This window comes from Devosia sp. MC1541 (assembly GCF_012847305.1).
GTDB lineage: Bacteria > Pseudomonadota > Alphaproteobacteria > Rhizobiales > Devosiaceae > Devosia.
Map to the genome: position 1 here is coordinate 50,912 of NZ_JABBDZ010000016.1, position 24,105 is coordinate 75,016.

The following is a 24,105-nucleotide window of genomic DNA, read 5'->3' on the forward strand; positions in this document are numbered from 1 at the left end:
ATTAGTGCAGGTCGCGAATGTCGACGAAATGGCCAGCGATTGCAGCAGCTGCTGCCATGGCTGGGGACACCAAGTGGGTGCGGCCCTTAAAGCCCTGACGGCCTTCGAAGTTACGGTTCGAGGTCGAAGCGCAACGCTCTTCTGGCTTGAGCTTATCTGGGTTCATCGCCAGACACATGGAGCAGCCTGGCTCGCGCCATTCAAAGCCAGCATCCTTGAAGATCACATCAAGACCTTCAGCTTCAGCCTGTTCCTTGACCAGACCGGAGCCTGGGACGATCATCGCGGACACGGTCGAAGCAACCTTTTTGCCCTTCACAACCGACGCGACTGCACGCAGATCTTCGATACGGCCGTTGGTGCAAGAACCAACGAAAACGCGGTCGATCTTGATGTCGGTGATCGGCGTACCGGGCTTGAGACCCATGTAGTCAAGCGCGCGCCACTTCGATGCACGCTTGGTTTCGTCAGCGATATCATCTGGGTTGGGAACAACGCCCTGAACCGAGATAACGTCTTCTGGCGAGGAACCCCAGGACACAATTGGCGGCAGCTTGGCTGCGTCGAGAACGACGACCTTGTCGTAATGTGCACCTTCGTCGGTGTAGAGGGTCTTCCAATAATCGACGGCCATGTCGAAGGCTTCGCCCTTCGGCGCGCGTGGACGATCCTTTACGTAAGCAAAGGTGGTTTCGTCTGGAGCGATCAGGCCAGCGCGTGCGCCGCCTTCAATGGTCATGTTGCAGACCGTCATACGGCCTTCCATGGACAGCGAGCGAATGGCTTCGCCAGCAAACTCGATCACGTGGCCATTGCCGCCGGCCGTGCCGATTTCACCGATGATAGCGAGAATGATGTCCTTGGCCGTGACGCCTGCTGGCAACTGACCGTCAACACGCACCAGCATGTTCTTGGCCTTCTGCTGAATCAGCGTCTGGGTCGCCAGAACGTGTTCCACTTCGGAGGTACCGATACCGTGGGCCAAAGCGCCAAAAGCGCCGTGGGTGGAGGTATGGGAATCGCCGCACACAATGGTCATGCCCGGCAGCGTAAAGCCCTGTTCCGGCCCAACGATATGGACAACACCCTGACGCTTGTCGAAGGGGTCGTAATATTCAATGCCGAAGTCGCGGGTGTTCTCAGCCAGAGTCTCGATCTGGATCGCACTATCTGGATCCGGATTGGGCAGCGAACGATCGGTGGTCGGGACGTTGTGGTCAACGACAGCAAGCGTACGCTCTGGATGACGGACCTTGCGACCGTTCATACGCAGACCTTCAAACGCCTGTGGGCTGGTCACTTCGTGAACGAGGTGGCGGTCGATGTAGAGCAGGCTCGTACCATCTTCGTTATTCTGAACGAGGTGGTCGTCCCAGATCTTATCGTAGAGCGTGCGGGCCTTGGTCATGTCCGTATCCGAGCGGAGAAATGATAGATTGGATTGGTTCTAAGCCTAAGCACGGACCTGCGTCAACTAGAACCGTACCGATGAGTACGGCTGATTTTGGAGAGAGTGCCACCTGAAACAAACTGGCGCGTGATTTAACCGAAATGACACGCATGCGGAGGCAGTGTCGCTCTCCACGCTGGGGGGAAATAGGCAGTGGCCCGATGACGCGTATCTTAATGGCAATTGCTGGCGTTATGGGGGCCCGACTTGCCGGAGCAGGCTTCGGCTTCTTAAGCCAGCTCATGCTCGCACGCATGTTTCTGCCGCATGATGTGGGCATGGCGTTTCTCGCAATGTCGGTGACCGCCTTCGTCAGTCTTATGGCGACAGGCGGGTATCACACGATCGCCCTGACCTATCTCGCCCGATTTAGAGCTTTTGGCCGTCTAAATCTTGAGCGTGCGTTTTTAAGCGCGGCAAGACGGGATATCTTCGTTCTTATCGCGCTTTTTCTGGTGGTGACGCCGTTCGCCTTCGTCCTCCCACTTGAAGACGGCTTTGCAAAAGCGGCGCTCTTCGGAGTGCTCGCGGCAATTCCCCTTGCCGTCATCCGCATGAACAATAGCGTCGCGAACGCGCATAAGCGTTTCAGCCTCTCCTACGTGCCCGACTTCGTCATTCGCCCCGGACTTTTGCTGCTTTTCCTCGCTGCGCTCGCTCTATTAAGGCTGAACGCGCCAATTGATTATGTGCTGATCGCGATGGTGGTCATTGCGCTGACCGTGGCCATTGGACAGGCACTGCTGCTGGGCAAAGACCACGCCTTTGCCCGGGTGGAGAGCGCACACTTGCGCGATCTTCGCCCCTATTACCGTAGCCGAGCGGCGGCCATGTTGATGGTCACAATCGTATCGGGTGCTACAGCAGACCTCGTTATCCTAATCGGCGGCCTCTTCTTGCCACCCAGCCAAGTTGCCGTGCTGGGCGTTGCAGTGCGGCTCGCGGCTCTTGTCGGCTTCTTCAGCGCCGCATCTCAGCAATTTGTGCTCCGAGATTTGGTGGCCACAATGTCGAGTGCCAACCGTTCGGAATCAGATGCCTTGCTGCTGCGCACCAATATCATCAGCATTGGAAATATGATCGCGGCAACAGTCGTCGCCATCATAATAGGACCATTCGTCCTCGCACTATTTGGTCCTGCCTATGGTGCGGGCTACTGGCCGCTTGTTATCTTCCTCATCAGCCAATCGATCCGCGTGATGGGCGGGATGAACGGGCATCTGCTCGCCTTGGGTGGGCACCAAATCCGCAGCGCAGCACTATGCGCACTGGCTGTGATAGTCCTGCTGCTCCTCTCAGCGCTACTTACCCCTCTATGGGGCCTTACTGGCATCGCGACTGCACTCTTAGTGGCTGAACTTGTGTGGGCAGTGGGGCTTGGATGGCTCACCCAGAAACTTCAGGGGAGGCGCGGTGACATCTTCGAAACTATTCGCACTCACAAATTATTTACGGCCGGACGGTAAGTAGAGAGGGTTTACTTGGGGCAGATTAATCGGCCCCTGATTGGCAGTCTGCTTGTTATGACCATCGACGCTCGAAAGACTCTACTGCCAACGAAACTACCCGGCGTCATTCTTCTCGGTGGATCTTACGGCAGCCTCGCGGCGGCACGCAGTTTTGGTCGACATGGCATCCCTGTTGCCTTCTTCTCAACCCAACACACGGCCGCGCAATATTCGCGATACATTCAGCACCATGTGGCCTGGCAGGGCCCTGACCAATCCAATGCGCTAGAGTTTTTCCTCGAGCAAAGCCTGAAGCTGGGGTTTGCGAACTGGCTGCTCTTGCCAAGTAGCGATCACGAAGTGCAATTCGTGACTCAGAACTATGACGCCCTTGCCGCCCATTTTGCCCTTGTCACCATGCCTTGGGCCGCCCTTGAGCCACTGAATGACAAGGCGCAACTTTGCAGCTTGGCCGAGCGGCTCGGTATTGATTTCCCGAAAGTCTACTGGGATGGAGACGCCCACACGACCAGCGCTGAGGACATTCGCTATCCAGTCGTTCTCAAACCCTCTTCAACCGAGAAGATCAATCCGCTGACGAAAGCCAAAGCTTGGCGTGCCGATAGCATCGCTGAGTTCGAGCCTAAGTTCACTGCCGCAACGCAATATATGGGCGAACACGGGTTTGTTGTGCAGGAGCTGATCCCGGGCGACGGCAGCGCCCAATTTTCATACGCGGGCCTGTGGGATCACGGAATTGAACTCTGCAGCCTGACCGCTCGGCGCTCGCGTCAGTTTCCGGCAGAGTTTGGCACAAGCCCCTTTGTAGAAACTGTAGAGCTGCCAGAGGTTGGAGCCCAAGCGCGGCGGCTCCTCGAGGCAGTCCACTATCACGGGCTTGTCGAGGTTGAGTTCAAACTCGATCAGCGTGACAATAGCCTAAAGCTCCTCGACGTGAACACCCGCATCTGGGCCTGGATCGGCCTTGGTGAGGCCGCAGGGTTTGATTTTCCGACACTTGCGGCTCTATTGGCTAAGAGCGAAATGCCAGAGACGCACACGGCAAAATATGGCCCAAGCTGGCGCCATCCGGTGCCCAACACGCTTTCGCTTCTGCAGTCTCTGGTGCGCTCAGGGCGGCTGGGTTACGCGGGACGCCGATCCATCTTCGCGCGCTCCGTATCGTCAATTTTCGCGGCTGACGATCTCAAGCCGGCGCTCGCAGAAGTCCCCGTGCATCTTCTGCGCAAGATTAAAAGGCTGCTCCCGCGGTAGGCGAAAGCAGCCCAGTTTTATTTTAGTGACGGAAGTGACGCATGCCCGTCATGACCATTGCGATACCGGCCGCATCGGCCGCGGCGATCACTTCGTCGTCACGCATCGATCCACCCGGCTGGATAACAGCTGTTGCGCCAGCGGCAACAAGCGCTTCAAGCCCATCGGCAAATGGGAAGAACGCATCGGACGCAACGACAGAACCTTGGGTCAGAGCGCCTTCAATACCAGCAGCCTCAGCCGCATCAATTGACTTGCGGTGCGCCACACGAGCGGAGTCTACGCGGCTCATCTGGCCAGCGCCAATGCCTGCAGTCGCGCCATCCTTCACGTAGATAATCGCGTTGGATTTGACGTGCTTGGCGACCTTTGCCGCAAGCTTGAGATCGGCCAACTCGGCTTCAGTCGGCTGGCGTTTGGTGACAATTTTGAGCTCGCAATCATCGACATTACGATTGTCACGCCCCTGCACCAAGAGCCCGCCCGAAACCGACTTCACCACGAGGCCATCGGCTTTGGGGTCCGCCAAACCACCTGTCAGCAAGAGACGCAGATTCTTCTTGGCCGCAATGATCGCTTCCGCTTCTGGCGTCGCAGAAGGGGCAACGATCACCTCGGTAAAAACCTTGACGATTTCGGTCGCGGTTTCAGCGTCGATCTCACGGTTGAGCGCAACGATGCCACCAAAGGCCGAGACCGGGTCGGTGCGCAGGGCGTTGAGATAAGCGGTCTTCAGGTCTTCGGCGACAGCGACACCACATGGGTTGGCGTGCTTGATGATCGCGACGGCTGCCGTCTGGTTCGGGTCGAACTCCGAGACCAGTTCAAAGGCAGCGTCAGTATCATTGATGTTGTTATAGGAGAGGGTTTTGCCCTGCACTTGGTTGGCCGTTGCAACGCCGGGGCGCTGCTCGCCATTGGCGTAGAAGGCCGCCCATTGGTGCGGGTTTTCGCCATAACGCATCACTTCGCGCAAAGTACCGGCGAAGGAGCGATAGGTGACATCCTGGAACTCGATTTCCTTGGCAAACCACGCCGAGATCGCCGCATCATAAGCAGCGGTACGGGCATAGGCCTTCGCAGCAAGGCGTTGGCGCAGTTCATAAGGAATGCCACCGTTCTTGATGGCTTCCAAAATCGCAGGGTAGTCGGCCGGATCAACAACCACTGTCACATAGGCATGGTTTTTTGCGGCTGAGCGCACCATCGCCGGGCCACCAATGTCGATGTTCTCGATGATGTCGTCATAAGACGCGCCCGAGGCGACAGTCTTTTCAAACGGATAAAGATTGACTGCGACGAGATCGATCGGGCCGATCTCATGCTCATCCATTGATGTTTTGTGTTCAGGATTGTCGCGGACCGCTAAAAGGCCGCCATGCACCTTAGGGTGCAAGGTCTTTACGCGGCCATCCATCATTTCAGGAAAGCCCGTGAGCTCGGAAATTTCACGAACTGGAAGGCCTGCATTGGCGATCAGCTTATGCGTACCGCCAGTCGATACCAGTTCGACTCCAGCCTCAGAGAGGCCGCGTGCGAACTCCTCCATGCCAGATTTGTCGAATACCGAAAGCAGAGCACGCCCGACCGTTACTGTCTTGCCCATGGAAGCTTCTCGCCAAAGTTGAAGGAGTTGTGCGGCTCGCTACCACGAGACGGCTCAAAGGCCAATCCCTTTCGGGCCTTCTATGGCTGCTCGAGAGTAAAGATCCAGGCAACTTCTGTGGTGTCGGTAACAGCGGCCTCGAGCACCAACTGGCGCGTGCGCTGGAAGCCGCGCGTCGCCGAATGGCGAACGCTGTCTTCTTCCATCAAATGCGCCCCTTCCCAAAGGAAGCTCCACACGCGGCCGCTAGGTAAAACCAATCGAACCATTCCATCACCATTGGTGTAGCGAAGATCAACACCAGGCCCGAGATGGAAGCGCAGCCCCAAGCGACCTTTTGGCTCGCCATGGGCCAAAATGCGATCTTGGCCCACAAGGGTCGTACCCTCGGACAACAGCGTCATCCGGCGCTCGACTTCAACACCGAACCGGCCTGCGTAGCCAGTGGTGGTGCACATCATCATGTGCTCTGCCGTATCGAGCGTGATGAAATGGGTGGCTGACGAACGAGGATCAATAGCGTCTTCCCCGTCAATCGTGGCGGTCGAATGCGCCAGTGCCTGACGGAATAGGTCGCGGCTCTCGAAGAGGTCGGACGGCGCAGGACCACAATTGCCCACCACCAGCTCGCTGCCATAGGAAAACTCGAAAGCTAACGCACTGGCGTGTGCTTCGCCGTCAAAGCCGGTGGGCGGTTGAATACCGGAGTCGCAGACGACGACCGTATTGCCGTCCCGCATAATGCCGTAACCACCAAGCAGACGAGATTTTCGCGGTTGGGTCGGCGTGATCGATTGGAGGGCGACCAAAATATCGTGAGGCAGCTGACCGGTGCCATTAAAATACACCGGCTCGCCGCTCGACAATGTCAACGCGTCCAGTGCCTCGTGCATGTGATCAATCTTGTTCGCCAGATCGGCCATCGAGGCGCTGCCATGGCGACCTGCAGCGCGCTTAAGGGTCGCAAGCTCAACTAGCAGTGCCAGTTGTACCTTTGGGCTACGGGATAGGTGGAGCCCATCTGTGTCTATCTGCTTGCCAAGAAGCGCATCCACACGCGCCACTGCCGGGCCCAAATCGGGCTCATCGGCAACGCTCGACAGCTCAGCCCCCAAAACGCCCATCGCCGCATAGAGTGCTTCCACAGGGTCGGCCGCCAAGCCACCGCGAACCCGCAAGCTCTGGACCTGCATGGCTATCGACCGGTGAATGGTCTTTGCTTGATCCGACGTTGCGCCATCAAGAATGAGCGTCAGATAGCGCAGCCAGTTTAGCATGCGCTGCCCCGTTAGGGTGAGCGTCCAGCTATCGCTTTCAAACCCACCTTCTTTGAGGATCCAATCGAGCACCAAAGTGCGCGCGAAAAGCTTCTCACCCGGATCTCGTACGTCACGGAAATGCCGGAGCCACGAGAAACTATGGAGGTTATTCCACCAGTCTAGGTGATCAGGCTCAACAGTGAACGGGGAGGCGCCACCGGTTTCAACCAGCTTAGAGGCCAGAAGATAACGACCTGACATCATCTCGCGCACAGCGTCACGATCCGCGGGGCGGTAATCGGGCAGATCACCTGCGAAGGCGTGGTCGATCTGTCCGCGCCAAGTCCACCGCATCAATGGCGTTGTAATAAGCGAATCGGCGACGCCCAGCACAAAGTTGCGACCGGCTTTGGTCAGCCGCCCGCTCACAATGCAAACCCTTCACCAGAAGAGTAATTCGCCGCCAACTCGGGATACTTAACTATCACTACCTATTCCCGGACCGCCTTCACCGCGCCCCATATTTAGGAAAGGTTTACCCTGTTCGACGGAAGCGCGCCACGAAGAAGCCATCCATGCCCCCAGCAAGTTGATTGGGCGACATGCCAGGATGAGTACGCAGCAGTCCAGCAGCACTAACGGCAGCTTCGAGACCTGGCACCTCTTCGGCGAGGATCGGATCGAGCGTCACTGTTTTCAGATTGGCTTTGATCCAGTCTACCTGCTCTTCGCCCTCTTCGGGCTCCAGCGAGCAGACGCAATAGATCAGCGTGCCGTTGGGCTTAAGCGCTGCAACCGCATTCTTGATCATGGCCTGCTGCAAGCGCTTGCGACCTGCGATATCGGCAAGGGTGCGGCTCCACAGAACCTCAGGGTGACGACGGAAAGTGCCCGTGGCTGAACACGGCGCATCAAGCAAAATGCCGTCGACCGGCTCTGCTGGCTGGTAAGTCGTTGCATCGCCCTCAATTACCTCGGGAGCATAGCCGAGACGCAACATATTGCTCTTGAGGCGTTCAAGGCGCTTGCCGTCGCTATCGAGCGCGGTAACCTTGTAGCCAGCTTTACTGAGCTGAGCAGTCTTACCCCCTGGGGCAGCGCAAAGGTCGATAACCGTGCTCCCCACGTCGAGCTTGAAGAGGCGCGCAGGCAAGGCGGAAGCAGCGTCCTGAACCCACCATTTGCCTTCGTCATAGCCAACAAGAGCTTCCACCGGACGGTCACGGCTTTCAACGCGAACACTGTCGGCGTTCAAACGCTCTGCATTGAGTGCATCGACCAACTGGTCACTGTCATCGCGCAAGGTCAGATCAAGTGGCGCGCCGGTGATCAGCGCCTCAGCGAAGGCCGGCATCGCCTCATCGCCGTATGCAGTAGCCCAGCGCACTAACAAAGTTTCTGGAATAAGATCAAGATCATCGCCATCCAGCGCATAGCGCGCCGAATTGGCCTGCGCTTTACGCAGAACTGCGTTCATAAGTCCAGTGAGGTGGCGGGCCTTGCTGTCGCGTTTGAGCGCTTCAACAGCAAGGAACAGCGCCGAATGCGCGCCAAGATCGGGCAAATAGACCAGCTGGGCCAACGCCAAGCGCAGGACAGCCTCGAATGTGCCAGAACGCGGCGGCATACCCTTCTCGAGTAGCTCCGCGAGCATCAGGTTAATCTGGCCCTGGCGACGCAGAGAAGTGGTGATGAGGCGATTGGCGAGCGCCCTGTCGCGACCGTCGTTTAGATCTGCTGCCGTTAGTGGCGCAAAGTGTTCGCCAGCCAAAACAGACTTCAGTTTCTGAGCAGCAACGAGGCGGAGCTTTAGCCCTGCCGGATCTGGTTTATGCGCCAATGTGTTTCTTAGCCCCAAGGACCGCGCGTACCACTGTCATCATCGTTACGCTTCACGGTCGGTGTACGCCATCCCGTCGCGGTTGAAGTGCTGCTCGGACGAGCTGCCTGCGGACGAGGGCGCGAATTTGAGGTGTTATGATCTACTCGCATTTCCGCCGCAAGCCTTTGCAGTGCCTGAATGCGGTTGGCCGTGTCCGGGTGCGTGGAGAACAAATTGTCCATACGCGCGCCGCTCAGCGGATTTGAGATGTACATATGAGCCATTGCTGGGTTGCGTTCGGCCGCGACATTGACCTGCCGCCCGGAGAGCGTGGCGATCTTGTCGAGTGCGGAAGCTAGCGCCAGCGGGTCATTGGCAATGATTGCGCCGAGCTTGTCAGCCTCATACTCGCGCGTGCGGCTGACCGCCATTTGCACGATCATCGCAGCGACTGGGGCGAGGAACACCATGAGAATAGCGCCAACACCGCCCAATGGGTTGTCGCGATTGTTACCGCCCCCGAAGAACAGGCCAAACTGAGCCAGAGCCGAGATAGCGCCCGCGAAGGTGGCGGTAATAGTCATCGTGAGTGTGTCGCGATTTTTGATATGCGCCAACTCATGGGCCACCACACCGGCAACTTCGCGCGGATCCAACTGCCGCAGCAGCCCCGACGACACTGCAACAGCGGCATTATTCGGATCGCGGCCGGTCGCGAAGGCGTTGGGCTGATCGGTCTCGATGACATAGACGGCGGGCGTGGGGATGCCTGCACGCTTTGAAAGTGCATCGACCATGTCATAAAGCTCGGGCGCGCGACTACGCTGCACGGGGACCGCGCCCTGCATGCGCAGCACCATTTTGTCTGAATTCCAGAAGGCAAAAATATTGGTGCCAGCAGCAAAGAGCAGCGCCATGATCATGCCGCCGTTGCCGCCAATGAAATAACCGACGACCATAAACAGCGCCGTCATGCCTGCGAGCAGCGCAAAAGTGCGTAACGTGTTGGACATGGGCGGAACCTCTTGGGTTAAGTCGTCTTCGCAACTATGTTGTGTGCATGGCGGTTCCATGCAAGGCACCAGCATAGTTTACCCATTTGGTTTTTGCTTATGAACGAAAATACCGCAGCTCAAGCCGGCTCTGAGGCCGATGACGAGACCGCGCCAATCAAGGTGCTCTCCCCGCAAGCCCAGCGCGCGCTTGCTGAGGCTGAGGCTCGTCGGCTTGAAATTGATGCGAAGACCGCAATGGCACCGAAAGAAAAAGGCGGCCGCGGCGGGCTCGATCCGGTGCGATACAGCGATTGGGAAATTAAGGGCCTCACCAGCGATTTTTGAGCGCCGGTGAGAAATCCTGATCATCACCCCAGAATGTCGGTGATGTTGTAGCCAGCCGCCGAAACGGCAAATGTTGTCGCGACGGTGATAATGGCTGCGACAAGGACACATTCGACGGTCGAAAGTCCTAGGTCTTGGCGCATGAAATTCATCAATCGACGCATCGCGTTTACTCATCCGTTTCGGAACGGTGTCACCCTGACAGCGTCAGGCTGAACGGAAGCTGAATGAATCAGCTTCGCGCCGTTTCTATGGCTGGAATGAGGTTTTTGCTGATTGCCTCAACACTCAACGGACCGGTGTGCTTGAAAACAATTGTGCCTTCCGCATCCACCAAGAAGGTCTCAGGAACGCCATAAACGCCCCAATCGATTGAGACACGGCGGTTCGCATCAACACCTATGGCCGCATAGGGATTGCCCAGCTCAGTGAGGAAGGCCAGCGCATTGTCTGGCACATCCGCCTGGTTGATGCCGAAAATCCGAATGCCTGTCACATCACTAATCTGCTCGAGCAATGGATGCTCGTCACGGCACGGAATGCACCAACTGGCGAATACGTTCACCAGTGTCACTTCCCCCTTGAGCGTTTCCGTAGAAAAACCCGGTACCCCGCTGCCTTCAAGAGCAGCCATGGTAAAGTCCGGCGCCGGCTTATCGATCAGCACCGAGCGGATCAGGTCTGTGTCCCGATCCATCGACGTTGCGAAAATGGCCACGAGCGCGGCCAATAGAGCGAGCGGTAGAACGAAGAGCAGGTATCGCATCTTAACCTCGCTTGTCGCCGAGTTCTTCCAGACGCTTGCTGACCTTACGGCTATCATAAACAACCTTGGCCGCCAGGGCCAATACCGCCAAGGTGCTGACAGCCCACGAGATAACAATAAACCCAGCATGGGCTCCGAGCTCAATCATGCTGCGCCTCCCCGTGCGAGCTTGCGTTCTAAGGTCGCCACGCGGCGGCGGCGCACTTCGGTATGCATCGAAATCAGCTGCAACACACCAAACATGAAGGTGAATGCAAACATCATCAGGAAGAGCGGGGTGAGAATTTCTGCAGGCATCTTCGGGCCTTCAGCTGTGAAGACACTGGCGGGCTGATGCAGGGTCGACCACCAGTCCACCGAGAACTTGATGATCGGAATGTTGACTGCACCCACGAGGGTGAAGATCGCCACGATGCGGCCAGCACGCAGCTGGTCATCGAAGGCGCGCCACAGTGCGATCAGGCCGAGATAGATGAACAGCATGATCAGGGTGGAGGTCATGCGACCGTCCCATTCCCAGAACGTGCCCCAGGTCGGGCGACCCCACATGGAGCCGGTGAACAGCGCCAGTGCGGTGAACAAAGCGCCCATCGGCGCCGCGGCCTTCATCGAGACATCCGCCATTGGGTGACGCCAGATCAAGGTACCCAATGCAGAAACCGTCATCGCCGCATAGACGAACTGGCTCAGCCAGGCTGTCGGCACGTGCACATACATAATGCGCACCGTGTCGCCCATGTATTTTTCCGGGGGCGAGACGAAGAATGAATAGTAGACGCCCAGCACGAACAGCACAGCGGTGATGATCACCAGCGGCCAGATCAGCGGACGGGTCCATTGGATAAAGAAACCAGGATGCGCGATCCGGTTCCACCAACTCATTTTGGGGGTGTTATCAGTGCTCATAGGCGGGCCTTACTCCTCCCCTCCATTTATCGCAAGCGCGGCAGCAAAGGGAGACAATGCCACCGCCATTAGACTAAGTGCTGCTAGAAACAGCATTGCTGCACTCCCCTGATCCGGGCCCCCGATGGGGGAAATCGCGCCCACACCGAAGATTAGTATGGGTACGCACAATGGCGCTATTAGGATTGGCGCCAGCAATCCGCCGCGCCGAATTGCCACGGTCACCGCAGCACCAAATCCACCAAAAGCGGCCAGAGCCGGTGTTCCAGCCAATAGTGACAGGAATGTCCGCCACCATGCGTCCAGCTCCATAGCCAGCAGAATAGCCAATACGGGCGACGCCACAATCAACGGCACAGCACAGACCAACCAATAGCCGATAATCTTAGCCAGAATGATCGCCGACAGCGGCGTATCAGCCATACGATAGAGGGCGAGTGTGCCGTCTTCACGGTCTGCGCGGAACAGGCGATCAAGCCCTAGTAACATCGCCAAGAACGCTGCGATCCAGACAATCCCCGGCGCGATCCGCGCGAGCAATTCCTTATCAGGGCCAATGGCGAAGGGCACGATTGCCCCGGTAATGATGAAGAACAACAAGAGGGTGAGAACTTCCCCGCCCCCGGTCAGCGCCAAACGAATCTCACGGCGTACAACGCTCCAAAATCCGCTCATGCTTTCGCTCCCAATTGGTAGACCCGTAGCCCTTCAACCGGGATGTCATCATGCGTGGCGATTACGGCGCTGCCGCCGCGCGCCAAATGTTGGCGCAAAAGCTCTGCCAGCAAAGCCTGCCCAGCAGTATCGAGCGCCGCCGTTGGCTCATCGAGGAACCACACTGGCCGTTCTGACACCAAAAGGCGGGCTAGAGCCAAACGCCGTTGCTGCCCCGCGGACAAATAACCTGCGTCCAAACGGGCGGCCTGCGAGAGCCCCACAGCGGCAAGCGCGTCGTCAATAGAAACGCCAGTCCGTCCGTTCAGGCCGGCCCAGAACCCGAGGGTCTCTGCGACACCGAGCCGCGCCCTCACCGCGTTTTTGTGACCGCAATAATGCGCCGCAGGCCCATCTTCGGGGTCATGTCCGACGAATTCTATTGTGCCATCGAGAGCTGGAATGAGCCCTGCGAGAGTCAACAATAGGGTCGATTTACCGACCCCGTTTGGCCCACGCAAAAGCAGGCCCTCGCCGGGAGAAACTTCAAGCCTATCAACATGTCCGAGCATGGATTCGCCACGCCCGAAGCAGAGATCGAGAGCCTTGATAAAAACTGAAAATTGGACTTGCCGATGCGTCATGGCCCCATCTCGTATTGAACCTCACGGATGACTGGCAAGGCCTAATCCTATTGACTATAACCCTTGAAGATTGGAGTCATTCCAGAAAGCGCGGATTTTCTCCCGGCCCCACTTGCCTTGGAAAACCCGTTTCAGCAGCAAGAAGGGCGGAGCATCGTGTCAACCATAGACAGCTTCAAATCTAAATCGACGCTCACCGTCGGCGGAAAGACCTACACATATTATTCGATTGTTGAAGCAGAAAAGAACGGCCTTAAGGGCGTTTCCAAGCTTCCGAGCTCCATGAAGGTGGTGCTGGAAAACCTGCTGCGCTTCGAAGACAACCGCACGGTGAAGAAAGAAGACATTCAGGCGATCGCCGAATGGCTGGTCACCCGCACGTCCGAATATGAAATTCAATATCGCCCAGCCCGCGTGCTGATGCAGGATTTCACCGGCGTTCCGGCTGTTGTTGACCTTGCTGCGATGCGTGACGCGACGGCTAAGCTCGGCGCGAACCCGCAGAAGATCAATCCGCTGGTTCCGGTCGACCTCGTGATCGACCACTCGGTGATGGTGGACAGCTTCGGCACTCCACTGGCGTTCCAGCAGAACGTTGAGCTCGAATATGAGCGCAATGTTGAGCGCTATGAATTCTTGCGCTGGGGCCAGTCTGCCTTTGATAACTTCCGCGTTGTCCCGCCCGGCACCGGCATCTGTCACCAGGTGAACCTCGAATACTTGGCCCAGACCGTCTGGACCAAGACCGAAAACGGCGAAACCGTCGCTTACCCAGACACCCTTGTTGGCACCGACTCGCACACCACCATGGTCAATGGCATGGCTGTGCTTGGTTGGGGCGTTGGCGGCATTGAAGCTGAAGCGGCGATGCTCGGCCAGCCGATTTCCATGCTGATCCCGGAAGTCGTTGGCTTCAAGCTGACCGGCAAAATCAACGAAGGCATCACCGCGACCGACTTGGTTCTCACCGTCACCGAAATGCTCCGTGAGAAGGGCGTGGTTGGTAAGTTTGTTGAGTTCTACGGCCCGGGCCTTGATTACCTCAGCCTCGAAGATCAGGCGACCATCGCCAACATGGCTCCGGAATATGGCGCCACCTGCGGCTACTTCCCCGTCGATGCTGACACGCTAAAGTTTCTTGCCACCACTGGCCGTGACGCTGATCGTGTCGCGCTGGTTGAAGCCTATTCCAAGGCTCAGGGCATGTTCCGCACCACCGAGAGCGAAGACCCTGTCTTCACCTCGACACTTGAGCTTGATCTGGCAACCGTTGTTCCGTCCCTTTCGGGCCCGAAGCGTCCGCAGGATCGCGTTGCGCTGAAGAACGTCACGACCGCGTTTGCCGACGCCCTGCCAGAACTTTCTGGTGGCCGTATCGAACGCACCAAGCTGCCTGCCGACAAGCAGGAATCCCGCTTTGTTGACGAAGGCGCCAATGGCGTTGCCGACATTCCGGAAGAAGCAGCGTTCCCGGTCAAGGGTTTTGACTACGGTATTTCGGACGGTTCGGTTGTGATCGCGGCTATCACCTCCTGCACCAACACTTCGAACCCTTCGGTTCTGGTCGCTGCGGGCCTTGTCGCTCGTAAGGCTCGTGCGCTTGGCCTCAATTCCAAGCCTTGGGTGAAAACTTCGCTCGCACCTGGCTCGCAGGTTGTGACCGACTATCTGACCGCTGCAGGCCTACAGGATGATCTTGACGCTATCGGGTTCAACCTCGTTGGCTATGGCTGCACCACCTGTATCGGCAACTCCGGCCCGCTGCCGCAGGCCATTTCCGATACCATCAACGAGAATAAGCTCGTTGCAGCCTCGGTCCTCTCGGGCAACCGTAACTTTGAAGGCCGTGTGAACCCAGACGTTCGCGCCAACTATCTGGCGTCCCCGCCACTGGTTGTTGCTTACGCTCTCTTGGGCACGCTCAACATCGACATCACCACTCAGCCACTCGGCACAGGTAAGAACGGCCAGCCGGTCTACCTCAAGGACATTTGGCCAACCAACCACGAGATCGCAGAGATCGTGCGCGAGCACGTCACTGCCGACATGTTCCGCAAGCGCTATTCCGACGTCTTTAAGGGCGACGAGCACTGGCAGGCGATTTCGGTTGAAGGCGGGGAAACCTACGGCTGGAACTCCGCTTCCACCTATGTTCAGAACCCTCCATACTTCGATGGTCTGACCATGGAGCCAAAGCCGGTGACCGACGTGGTCTCGGCCCGCGTTCTCGCGCTCTTCCTCGACTCCATCACGACCGACCACATTTCCCCAGCCGGCTCGTTCAAGCCGAACACCCCAGCCGGGAAGTACCTCACCGAACGTCAGGTGGCGCCAAAGGACTTTAACTCCTACGGCGCACGCCGTGGCAGCCACGACGTTATGATGCGCGGCACCTTCGCCAACATCCGCATCAAGAACCAGATGCTGGATGGCGTTGAAGGCGGCTTCACCCTCGGGCCTGATGGCTCACAGATGGCGATCTATGATGCTGCCATGGCCTATCAGGCTGCAGGCACACCGCTGGTCATCTTCGCTGGTAAGGAATACGGCACCGGCTCCTCGCGTGACTGGGCCGCTAAGGGCACCAATCTTCTTGGCGTAAAGGCCGTGATTGCACAGAGCTTTGAGCGTATTCACCGCTCGAACCTCGTCGGCATGGGCATTATTCCACTGCAGTTCGCTGAAGGCGAAAGCTGGCAGACCCTTGGCCTTGATGGCACTGAAACCGTCGATATCGCCGGTGTCGAATCCATCGAGCCACGAGCCAATGTCACCATCAAGATCACGCGCGCCAATGGCGACGTGCTCAATGTCGTCACCCGTTGCCGCATCGATACCGCCAACGAGCTCGATTACTACAAGAACGGCGGCATCCTGCACTACGTGCTGCGCAGCCTCGTTGCTGCGTAAGCGGCACCAACCGGACAATTTTAGAAATGGCGGCCTTCTTGGCCGCCATTTTTTTATTCCCGGGTCAGGGACAATTCAGTCCACTAACGAAATCACCGCCATGTGACTAGGCAGGCCAGCGTCAGCACGCTTACATTAGGGCTATGAGGACGCCGAATAAACGCGCTGCAATTACTTTGCTCTTTGCTGCTTGGACCGCCATGGGCCCAGCCAACGGGGACCAATTCACCACCGACACCAAGGCCGTAGTCGAGCTATTTACCAGTCAGGGCTGTGCGCAATGCCCTCCTGCGGAGGCCCTACTCGCGGAGCTCGGCCAGCACAGCAACATCGTTACGCTGGCTTATCACGTCGACTATTGGGACTTTATGGGCTGGACCGATGATTTCGGCAGTCGCGAATATTCCGACCGTCAACGCGCCTATAATAAGCGCTGGGGCGCATCGAGAATTTTTACGCCCCAGATGGTTATCAATGGCCACCAAGGGCTGGTCGGCTCGCGTGAGGATGAGGTGCGCCGCGCCATCGCCTCGGCGCAGCTCAGCGTGCCAATCACCCTCGACAAGACTGGCGACACGTTAAAAGTGGTAATCCCCCCAGAGCCTAGCGTCGACGATGCGAGTGTGTGGGCTGTGACCTATATCCCTTCGATCGTAACCCCAATTGGGGGGGGAGAGAACGAAGGGCAGTCCCTCCCATTCCACTATGTCGTCACGGACCGAGAGCATCTGGGGTACTGGACCTCAACAGAAGGCGCTGAGTTCGAAATTTCGCTCAGCTCCCATTCTGCACACGGGCTGGGTGTTGCCATTTTACTGCAAGACGATCGCAATGATTTACCCGGCACGATCTTAGCTGCAGCGTCCTACGCCCCGTAAAAAAAGACGCTCGCCTCCAGTGGAGACGAGCGTTGCGGACTTTGGGAGTCGCAGTAGGCTTGGTGACAGCCGATCTGGGGTTGGGGGCTGGTAAGACCGACCATCACCAATGGAGGCAATGATCAAATCATTGCTCGTCATTTTGGCAAGGACAGGGACAAAAGATGACCGAATTGGGGTATTTGATCTCAACTTGATGTCCGCAGTCTTTCGGTCAATCATACAGCAATATCGAACGTTGATTTGTTTTTCGCCTTGAGGAGTTGCGACGAGGTGCAAGGCTCTACACCACCGCTGCCGACCCTATCATTGGTTCACACCAACGAAACGAGTGCGCCCACAACGCGACGCATTGATCCCATCGTGGCTTTTGACAAGCGCGAGCTGATGATCATCCTCAACGTCTACGGCAAGAAGGTCGGCGCTGGCGAATGGCGGGACTATGCCATGGACTTTCTCAAAGACCGGGCGCTGTTCTCCATCTATGCGCGCGTGTCAGAACGCCCCCTTTTCGTCATCGAGAAGAACCCGAAGCTTCGCGCCAAACAAGGCCAGTATCTGGTGACCAATCAGGAAGGCCGCATCCTCAAACGCGGCCACGAGCTGTCGCAAGTTCTTCGGGTCCTTGATCCCGACTTGGTTCTGATCGGGTGAGCCTGATCATCCGGCCAGCGACTGTGGCAGATGCACCAGAAATGAGCCGCGTTCTCATTTCCTCGATCACCCAGCTTTGCATAGCCGATCACAGAGATGATGCTGAGGCGATCGCCGCCTGGACCCGCAATAAATCACCGCAGGGGCTAGTTGAGATGCTTTCGAATGCCGAACTCAGCATGCTTGTCGCTGAGCGGGACGGCAGCGTTGTCGGGGTGGGGGCATTCAACCGAGACGGCCAAATTCAGCTCAACTATATCGCGCCTTCAGCGCGCGGATCGGGTGTCAGCAGCGCCTTGCTCGCGCATATGGAAGCAGAGCTTGTGACCCTTGGATACGCTATCGCGACGCTCGAAGCGACTGCCACCGCGCTTGCGTTTTACGAGCGGCGCGGATGGCATATAAACGGACCGCAGGCCACGGGACGCCGGGTCAACGGCTATCCCATGAGCAAGACGCTTTCGTCCTAATCGCCCTACAGCGCCTTTTGCAAATGCACGATGTCATGCCAACGGTCGAATTTATACCCGACAGCACTGTAATAGCCGACGCGCTCAAAACCGAATTTTTCATGGATGCCGATGGAATTGGCCGTGTCCGACGTGATGACGGCCAGCATCTGCCTAAAGCCAAAAGCTTTGGCTTGGGCCAGCAGCTCGGTCAGCATCAACTTTCCTAAACCACGCCCCTTTTCGGCTGGATCGAGATAGATCGAATCCTCACAGGTGAACCGATAGGCCGCGCGTGGGCGGTAGAAGCTGGCATAGGCATAACCGACAACACGCCCATCGCGTTCGGCAGTAATGACCGGATGGCCAAGCTCGACGAGGGCCGCGTATTTTTCAGCGATCCCCGCTTCGTTTGGGGCCTCGGTATCAAAGGTGATGGCGGTGTTATCGACGTAGTGCTTGTAAATCCGAGTGATGGCGGGAACGTCGGACCAGGTGAAGGCACGCAGTGTGTAGTCGCTCATGAGATTGCGCCGAAAATGAAAAGGCCGCAGTCTTTTTAGACTGCGGCCTGATTTTTCGTCCAACCAATTCGCGTGATTTTACCAATCACACGACGGTTTCTGACTACTCGCGGTTGCCGAACAGGCGGAGCAGCATCATGAACAGGTTGATGAAGTCCATGTAGAGGCTCAGCGCGCCCATAATGGCGTTCTTTGCCATCACGTCTGCACCAAAGGATGCCGAGTAGCTTTCCTTGATCTTCTGGGTGTCATAGGCGGTCAGACCAGTGAAGATCAGTACACCAACCACCGAGATGATGAAGTCCATCATGCTCGACTGCATGAAGATGTTGACGATCGACGCGATGATGATGCCGATCAGGCCCATCATCAGGAAATTGCCCATGCCGGTCAGGTCACGCTTGGTTGTGTAACCATAAAGGCTCATCGCGCCGAAGGTGGCGGCGGTGATGAAGAACACCTTAGCGATCGAGGCGCCGGTATAAACGAGGAAGATCGACGACAGCGACAAGCCCATGATCGCGGCAAAGGCCCAGAACACGCCCTGAGCTGCCGGAACGGAAAGCTTGTTGATGCCGAAGCTCAGCACAAGCACAAACCCGAGAGGAGCAAGCATGATCACCCAAGCCAGAGGACTGGTGAAGAGAAGTCCACCCCAGTTGGTCAGATACTGGCCATTACCAAGCTGAGCAACAGCGCTAGATGGGTCGGCGGTCACAGCAGCTTGTGACGCGAAAAACGCAACAAGACCAGTAATTACGAGGCCAAGGCCCATGTAATTATAGACCTTGAGCATGTAGCTGCGAAGGCCCTCATCGATGGCCAAGGCCGAGCCGGCCCGCGCACCGAGGGTCTGACGGTCATATTCAGCCATTCAGGTTTCCTTTCCCGATATCAATGCGATGCATTCACCGCAGAGGACAATTGGCATTGCCACTTGTAATGGAATATGGGGGCACGACTGGTTTCTGACAAGAACAAACGATCTTTTTGGCTCAGCGACTGGCCACAAAATGCGTTTCTGCCTAGGGTAGACTGGTCTGACTGATCCTTGGCAGGGAGGTGTTTATGCCCCGGCTCTTTACTGGTATCGAAATACCACGCGACATCGGCTTTGCACTTTCACTCAAGCGCGGCGGCCTGCACGGAGCCAGATGGATAGAACCAAGCGACTATCACATCACATTGCGCTTTATCGGTGACGTTGACGCCCCAACAGCCAACGACATCGTTGATAATCTTGAGCGCCTATCCAAGACTGTGCGTTTTGACCTTCGCTTGACTCAAATCGATAGTTTTGGTGGCGACAAGCCGCGCGCACTTTATGCGGCAGTCGAGCCCTCCGATGGGCTCAATCGACTGCAAGCTGCACACGAGCGCGTGATCCAGCAAGCCGGCATCGCCCCAGAAGGCCGCAAATTCGTACCGCATGTGACGCTGGCCAGACTGCGGGGTGCATCATCAGATGACGTAGCGCGTTTTCTCTCTGAGGCCCCGGTTTTCGAGCCTTTGCGCTTCACACCGACCCAGTTCGTTCTCTATTCCAGCCGTGATTCCGTTGGTGGGGGACCCTATGTTGTTGAGGAGAGTTTCCCGCTTTCGGCGCAGACGTAACAGCATCGCGCCATTAGCAATGCCTTAACCGTTCTATCGCAAACCAAAGCGTGAACTTGCGCTCACGCCCAATTGCCGCCGCGATTGCCTTTCATTTGATGTAAATACCCGGAAAGCGGACGGGTTTTGACACCTTGGTAACCATGTTCGGGCCATGCTGGGCGGGCAGCGACAGGTACGAACGACAGCAGAACAAGAGGAAGAATTGGCAATGACGAGGAAAACCGGTGGCCTGATGTTTGGGCTCGCGGTCGCAGCAGTCATGGCTCTCGCCCCGGCCGCACAGGCACAGCAGGCCACGGAACTGGGGACCTTCAACGCGTGGTCCGCCTTTACGGCGTCTGACCAGAGCGGCCAGCTTTGCTTCATTATTGGCGAGCCACAGTCGAGCGAACCAGCGGGCGCAAATCGCGATCCGATCAAGTTCATGATTGTCCATCGCAAGGGCATGGGATCGAAGAACGAGGTCCAGACGCAGATCGGCTATCCGTACAATTCCAGCGACGCGAAAGCTTCAGTGTCCATCGACGGTAAGACCTATGTGATGGCGGCTCGGGGCTCAACGGCATGGCTGGCTTCGGCGAGCGATGAGCCAGGCTTCGTTCAAGCGTTTAAGGCGGGTAGCAATATGACCGTGCGCGGCACCAGCCAGCGCGGCACCAATACGGTAGACACCTATTCGCTCTCCGGCGCTACCGCAGCGGTCAATGCGATCGACGCAGCCTGCAAGTAAAGGCTTGAAGCGCGGCTGTTTAACGCCATAACTGATAGCGGACCCTTTGGCCCGCTGTCGCCATTTTATTCGTCAGAGAGCAGACTATCCATGATCCGTGTCCCCACCGTCCTGACGCTCACACTCGCGATTTCTTTGGCCGCTCTAGCGCCAGCACAGGCCCAATCTGCCCGTGTTCTTGGAGATTTCCGCGATTGGTCGAGCTTTGCGGCAGGTGATGGATCGACTAAAGTTTGCTTTGCAATGACCAAGCCGAAGTCCAGTGATCCGGCGAGCGCTGTATCGGGCGAAGCGTATCTCTACATCTCGAGCCGCCCAGGCGAAGATGTCACCAACGAATTTAACCTTGTTGCGGGATACACTTTCCAAACAGGGTCATCGGCGAGCGTTTCAATCGGCGGCCAGAATTTTGCGCTGTTTACGCAGGGCGATGCCGCTTGGCTGGATGACGCCGGGCAGGCCGCCAATTTGGCAGCCGCTATTCGCAGCGGCTCCAGTCTTTCTGTCACAGGAACCGCGGCAGACGGCACAAGCGTTATTCAGAACTATTCGCTCTCCGGCGCCACCGCGGCCCAGCAGGCCGTCGGCGCAGAGTGCTAAAACCTCTGTTGAGCCGATAATCTAGCTTCCCAGTTTATGCAGACCGGGTTCGCAGCAGCGTGACTTTGCGCTTTGCGTCCCTATATGCTATTGCCCAGCCACTTTCCCGCATTATCGAGCACCGTTGCGCCCCATGACCATTGCGCTGAACCTTGACCATTCGACTGCCGTCCGCCCAGCTGTGGCGGCACGCCCGTCTCTGATCGGTCTCTCTAAAGCACAGTTGGCCGAGGCGCTGACGGCTGAAGGTATTGCGACCGACAAGGAAGCGCGCATGCGCTCAAGCCAGTTGTGGAACTGGCTCTATGTCAACGGCGTCACTGACTTTGACCGCATGACCAATGTGGCCAAGCCCGTCCGTCAGAAGCTAGCCGATACTTTTATTCTCGACCGTCCCGAGATCGCCTCGGAACAGGTGTCCAGCGACGGCACACGCAAGTGGCTGTTCCGCTTCCGCGATCCGGCCAACCCAAACTACCCGCCGGTTGAAGTCGAAACCGTCTACATCCCAGAATCTGACCGCGGCACGCTTTGCGTCTCGTCGCAGGTTGGCTGCACCCTCACCTGCTCCTTCTGCCACACTGGCACGCAGAAGCTGGTGCGCAACCTCACCGCTGGCGAAATCCTCGGGCAGATCCTCATGGCCCGCGAGCGCCTTGGCGACTTCCCAGGCGGTTCGCGCCCTGATGACGGCGGCCTTGTGCCGGGCGGCGAAAGCCGCGCCATCACTAATATTGTGATGATGGGCATGGGCGAGCCGCTCTACAATTTCGACAATGTTAAGCAGGCGCTGCTGATCGCCTCGGCTGGCGATGGCATGTCCATCTCCAAGCGCCGCATCACGCTGTCGACCTCGGGCGTCGTGCCAAACATTGAGCGCACCGGCTCGGAAATCGACGTCATGCTCGCCATTTCGCTGCACGCGGTGCGCGATGATCTGCGCGACGTGCTGGTGCCGATCAATAAGAAGTGGCCGATCAAGGACCTGCTCGACGCCTGCCGCAACTACCCCGGTGTATCGAACGCCCGCCGCATCACCTTCGAATATGTGATGCTCGACGGCATCAATGACAGCGACGCTGAAGCAAAGGAGCTTGTGCGCCTACTCGCAGGCATTCCAGCGAAGATCAATCTGATCCCGTTCAACCCCTGGCCGGGTTCGAACTATGGCACATCGCCATCAAGCCGCATCGAGCGTTTCGCTGATATCGTCAACAAAGCAGGCTATGCCTCCCCTGTCCGCACCCCACGCGGTCGCGATATTTTCGCCGCCTGCGGCCAGCTCAAGTCCGAGAGCGAACGCCTGTCCAAGAAGGACCGCGATGCTCTTGCTGGCATCTACTAGAATTGAAGAGGCCTTCGGCGCGTAGCGTCGAACGCGCTATCCGGGCGGCGGAAGAAACCGCTGCCGCCCGCGCACTCTCTGACTGCCCCTTATGCGGTCGACCCATTCCCACAGACGCAAAATCCAGCCGCCATCATTTGACGCCGCGACTCAAGGGCGGGACGCATATGGGAACGGTTCACCTGCATCAGATTTGCCACAGCGCCATTCACGCCCGATTCTCGGAAAGCGAGATTGCTCAACACCTGAACGATGTTGAGCGCCTCAAAGCCGATCCCGAAATGGCAAAGTTTATTGTCTGGGTGCAAACCAAACCGCCAATGTTCCACGCTCCCACCCGTCAAACGCGAGCGCGACGCTAGCTATTCGCCGGCGATCCACTCCACGAGCCATTTACCTTGTCCATCCACGCCGAGCGTGTCGGCTACAAACGGCAGCACGGCGCGCATTTCCTCTTCCAGCACATAGGGCGGGTTCACAACGATCATTCCCGTGCCATGGAGGCGCGGCGGCTCGGATGCTGGGCGAATGGTCATCTCAAGGCGCAAAATTTTCTTAATGCCGGTCGCCTTAAGCGCCTTCACGTAAGTGTCGACCTCTGAAACATCCTTGATCGGATACCAAAAAGCGTAGGTTCCGCCAGGCCAGCGCTTATACGCCTTGGCCAAGCCCTGCGCCATTCGGTTGAACTCGCCCTTTTCTTCAAATGGCGGATCGACCAGCACTAAGCCGCGATTCTCCTTCGGCGGCACATGGGTGCCCATTGCAGCCCAAGCGTCGAGATGGGTGACGCGGGTCTGAAAATCTCCGGCAAAGTTTTCGCGCAGCGATTCAACATCCTTGGGATGCAACTCCAGCGCCATAAGCCGGTCCTGCTTGCGCAGCATGTGCCGGGTGATGAAGGGCGAGCCGGGATAATACCGCAACTCTCCGCCTTCATTCTGGGCTTTCACCGCATCCAGATAGGGCGCCAGTATGTCGCCCACCGAAGGAGGGAGATCTCGCTCAACCAGGCGCGAAATTCCATCCTGCCACTCACCCGTGCGCTCGGCTTGATCGCCATAGAGGTCATACATACCGATCCCTGCATGGGTATCGATCACGCGAAACGGCGCCTCCTTGCGCAAAAGGTAAGCCAGAATACGGGTGAGAATTATGTGTTTGACCACATCGGCGAAATTGCCGGCGTGAAAGGCGTGGCGATAGTTCATCTCGGTTCCGAAACCAA

26 protein-coding genes are annotated in these 24,105 nt (G+C 57.5%); 12 read left to right on the forward strand and 14 right to left on the reverse strand.

Translation table 11 applies throughout. The annotated features are described in order from the left end of the window. Position 1 precedes the first annotated feature (1 nt). The gene (leuC, locus tag HKD40_RS14790) at positions 2-1,408 is read right to left on the reverse strand and encodes a 3-isopropylmalate dehydratase large subunit (RefSeq protein ID WP_169196559.1); all 1,407 of its coding nucleotides are present in this window, start codon (positions 1,406-1,408) and stop codon (positions 2-4) included. A 203-nt stretch (positions 1,409-1,611) separates the two neighbouring features. On the opposite strand from leuC, the gene HKD40_RS14795 reads away from it, so the two are divergent. Both HKD40_RS14795 and HKD40_RS14800 read left to right on the forward strand, forming a co-directional pair. After that, positions 1,612-2,916, forward strand: coding sequence for a hypothetical protein (locus HKD40_RS14795; RefSeq protein ID WP_169196560.1), 1,305 nt, complete (start codon positions 1,612-1,614; stop codon positions 2,914-2,916). 57 nt (positions 2,917-2,973) lie between these two features. Further along, positions 2,974-4,173, forward strand: a complete 1,200-nt coding sequence (locus HKD40_RS14800; RefSeq protein WP_169196561.1) for an ATP-grasp domain-containing protein — start codon at positions 2,974-2,976, stop codon at positions 4,171-4,173. A 22-nt stretch (positions 4,174-4,195) separates the two neighbouring features. Here the strand turns inward: HKD40_RS14800 and purH are convergent, their stop codons facing one another. The 4 genes from purH to htpX form a co-directional block, all read right to left on the reverse strand. Continuing rightward, the gene (gene purH / locus HKD40_RS14805; RefSeq protein WP_169196562.1) at positions 4,196-5,779 is read right to left on the reverse strand and encodes a bifunctional phosphoribosylaminoimidazolecarboxamide formyltransferase/IMP cyclohydrolase; all 1,584 of its coding nucleotides are present in this window, start codon (positions 5,777-5,779) and stop codon (positions 4,196-4,198) included. Between the two features lie 80 nt (positions 5,780-5,859). Further along, positions 5,860-7,467, reverse strand: a complete 1,608-nt coding sequence (locus tag HKD40_RS18220) for a heparinase II/III family protein (protein WP_169196563.1) — start codon at positions 7,465-7,467, stop codon at positions 5,860-5,862. A 106-nt stretch (positions 7,468-7,573) separates the two neighbouring features. Then, the gene (locus tag HKD40_RS14815) at positions 7,574-8,878 is read right to left on the reverse strand and encodes an RsmB/NOP family class I SAM-dependent RNA methyltransferase (RefSeq protein WP_169196564.1); all 1,305 of its coding nucleotides are present in this window, start codon (positions 8,876-8,878) and stop codon (positions 7,574-7,576) included. An 8-nt stretch (positions 8,879-8,886) separates the two neighbouring features. After that, a complete protein-coding gene (gene htpX, locus HKD40_RS14820; protein WP_169196565.1) occupies positions 8,887-9,873 on the reverse strand; it encodes a zinc metalloprotease HtpX in 987 nt (328 codons plus the stop codon). Between the two features lie 99 nt (positions 9,874-9,972). On the opposite strand from htpX, the gene HKD40_RS14825 reads away from it, so the two are divergent. Then, the gene (locus HKD40_RS14825; RefSeq protein WP_169196566.1) at positions 9,973-10,200 is read left to right on the forward strand and encodes a DUF1674 domain-containing protein; all 228 of its coding nucleotides are present in this window, start codon (positions 9,973-9,975) and stop codon (positions 10,198-10,200) included. Between the two features lie 23 nt (positions 10,201-10,223). Here the strand turns inward: HKD40_RS14825 and HKD40_RS14830 are convergent, their stop codons facing one another. The 6 genes from HKD40_RS14830 to ccmA form a co-directional block, all read right to left on the reverse strand. Continuing rightward, positions 10,224-10,364, reverse strand: a complete 141-nt coding sequence (locus HKD40_RS14830) for a hypothetical protein (protein ID WP_169196567.1) — start codon at positions 10,362-10,364, stop codon at positions 10,224-10,226. 68 nt (positions 10,365-10,432) lie between these two features. After that, a complete protein-coding gene (locus tag HKD40_RS14835) occupies positions 10,433-10,966 on the reverse strand; it encodes a DsbE family thiol:disulfide interchange protein (protein WP_169196568.1) in 534 nt (177 codons plus the stop codon). 1 nt (position 10,967) lies between these two features. Then, complete coding sequence (gene ccmD / locus HKD40_RS14840) at positions 10,968-11,114, reverse strand: heme exporter protein CcmD (protein WP_210257121.1); 147 nt, start codon at positions 11,112-11,114, stop codon at positions 10,968-10,970. Further along, positions 11,111-11,872 (reverse strand): heme ABC transporter permease, encoded by a 762-nt coding sequence (locus HKD40_RS14845; RefSeq protein WP_169196569.1) that lies wholly within the window; start codon positions 11,870-11,872, stop codon positions 11,111-11,113. Before HKD40_RS14845 ends, ccmD begins: the two co-directional genes overlap by 4 nt. Before the next feature lie 9 nt (positions 11,873-11,881). Continuing rightward, positions 11,882-12,547 carry a heme exporter protein CcmB gene (gene ccmB, locus HKD40_RS14850; protein ID WP_169196570.1) on the reverse strand — a complete coding sequence of 222 codons (666 nt, stop codon included), beginning with the start codon at positions 12,545-12,547 and terminating at the stop codon, positions 11,882-11,884. Then, positions 12,544-13,170 (reverse strand): heme ABC exporter ATP-binding protein CcmA, encoded by a 627-nt coding sequence (gene ccmA / locus HKD40_RS14855; protein WP_169196571.1) that lies wholly within the window; start codon positions 13,168-13,170, stop codon positions 12,544-12,546. Before ccmA ends, ccmB begins: the two co-directional genes overlap by 4 nt. A 153-nt stretch (positions 13,171-13,323) precedes the next feature. On the opposite strand from ccmA, the gene acnA reads away from it, so the two are divergent. The 4 genes from acnA (at position 13,324) to HKD40_RS14875 (ending at position 18,082) form a co-directional block, all read left to right on the forward strand. Further along, positions 13,324-16,080: an aconitate hydratase AcnA gene (acnA, locus tag HKD40_RS14860; RefSeq protein ID WP_169196590.1), complete on the forward strand. Its 2,757-nt coding sequence runs from the start codon at positions 13,324-13,326 to the stop codon at positions 16,078-16,080. A gap of 200 nt (positions 16,081-16,280) precedes the next feature. Then, on the forward strand, positions 16,281-16,958 hold the full coding sequence (locus tag HKD40_RS14865; protein WP_169196572.1) for a DUF1223 domain-containing protein: 678 nt from the start codon (positions 16,281-16,283) through the stop codon (positions 16,956-16,958). A gap of 309 nt (positions 16,959-17,267) precedes the next feature. After that, entirely contained in the window at positions 17,268-17,612 is a 345-nt protein-coding gene (locus tag HKD40_RS14870) for a DUF2794 domain-containing protein (RefSeq protein WP_248306089.1), read from the forward strand. Between the two features lie 41 nt (positions 17,613-17,653). Beyond that, positions 17,654-18,082 carry a GNAT family N-acetyltransferase gene (locus HKD40_RS14875; protein WP_169196573.1) on the forward strand — a complete coding sequence of 143 codons (429 nt, stop codon included), beginning with the start codon at positions 17,654-17,656 and terminating at the stop codon, positions 18,080-18,082. Between the two features lie 5 nt (positions 18,083-18,087). On the opposite strand, the gene HKD40_RS14880 is transcribed toward HKD40_RS14875, so the two are convergent. Continuing rightward, positions 18,088-18,585 carry a GNAT family N-acetyltransferase gene (locus HKD40_RS14880; protein WP_169196574.1) on the reverse strand — a complete coding sequence of 166 codons (498 nt, stop codon included), beginning with the start codon at positions 18,583-18,585 and terminating at the stop codon, positions 18,088-18,090. A 103-nt stretch (positions 18,586-18,688) separates the two neighbouring features. Next, positions 18,689-19,459 (reverse strand): Bax inhibitor-1/YccA family protein, encoded by a 771-nt coding sequence (locus HKD40_RS14885; protein ID WP_169196575.1) that lies wholly within the window; start codon positions 19,457-19,459, stop codon positions 18,689-18,691. A 194-nt stretch (positions 19,460-19,653) separates the two neighbouring features. Here HKD40_RS14885 and thpR point away from each other — a divergent pair, with 194 nt between their 5' ends. The 5 genes from thpR to HKD40_RS17940 all read left to right on the forward strand — a co-directional run bounded on the left by thpR (position 19,654) and on the right by HKD40_RS17940 (position 23,239). After that, entirely contained in the window at positions 19,654-20,199 is a 546-nt protein-coding gene (gene thpR / locus HKD40_RS14890) for an RNA 2',3'-cyclic phosphodiesterase (protein WP_169196576.1), read from the forward strand. Between the two features lie 211 nt (positions 20,200-20,410). Beyond that, the gene (locus tag HKD40_RS14895) at positions 20,411-20,932 is read left to right on the forward strand and encodes an invasion associated locus B family protein (RefSeq protein WP_169196577.1); all 522 of its coding nucleotides are present in this window, start codon (positions 20,411-20,413) and stop codon (positions 20,930-20,932) included. A 90-nt stretch (positions 20,933-21,022) separates the two neighbouring features. Next, positions 21,023-21,532, forward strand: a complete 510-nt coding sequence (locus tag HKD40_RS14900; RefSeq protein ID WP_169196578.1) for an invasion associated locus B family protein — start codon at positions 21,023-21,025, stop codon at positions 21,530-21,532. A gap of 133 nt (positions 21,533-21,665) precedes the next feature. Continuing rightward, positions 21,666-22,877: a 23S rRNA (adenine(2503)-C(2))-methyltransferase RlmN gene (rlmN, locus tag HKD40_RS14905; protein WP_169196579.1), complete on the forward strand. Its 1,212-nt coding sequence runs from the start codon at positions 21,666-21,668 to the stop codon at positions 22,875-22,877. A 38-nt stretch (positions 22,878-22,915) separates the two neighbouring features. Next, a complete protein-coding gene (locus HKD40_RS17940; RefSeq protein ID WP_169196592.1) occupies positions 22,916-23,239 on the forward strand; it encodes a restriction endonuclease in 324 nt (107 codons plus the stop codon). Here the strand turns inward: HKD40_RS17940 and HKD40_RS14915 are convergent, their stop codons facing one another. Beyond that, positions 23,240-24,088: a 23S rRNA (adenine(2030)-N(6))-methyltransferase RlmJ gene (locus HKD40_RS14915; RefSeq protein WP_169196580.1), complete on the reverse strand. Its 849-nt coding sequence runs from the start codon at positions 24,086-24,088 to the stop codon at positions 23,240-23,242. Positions 24,089-24,105: the final 17 nt, after the last annotated feature.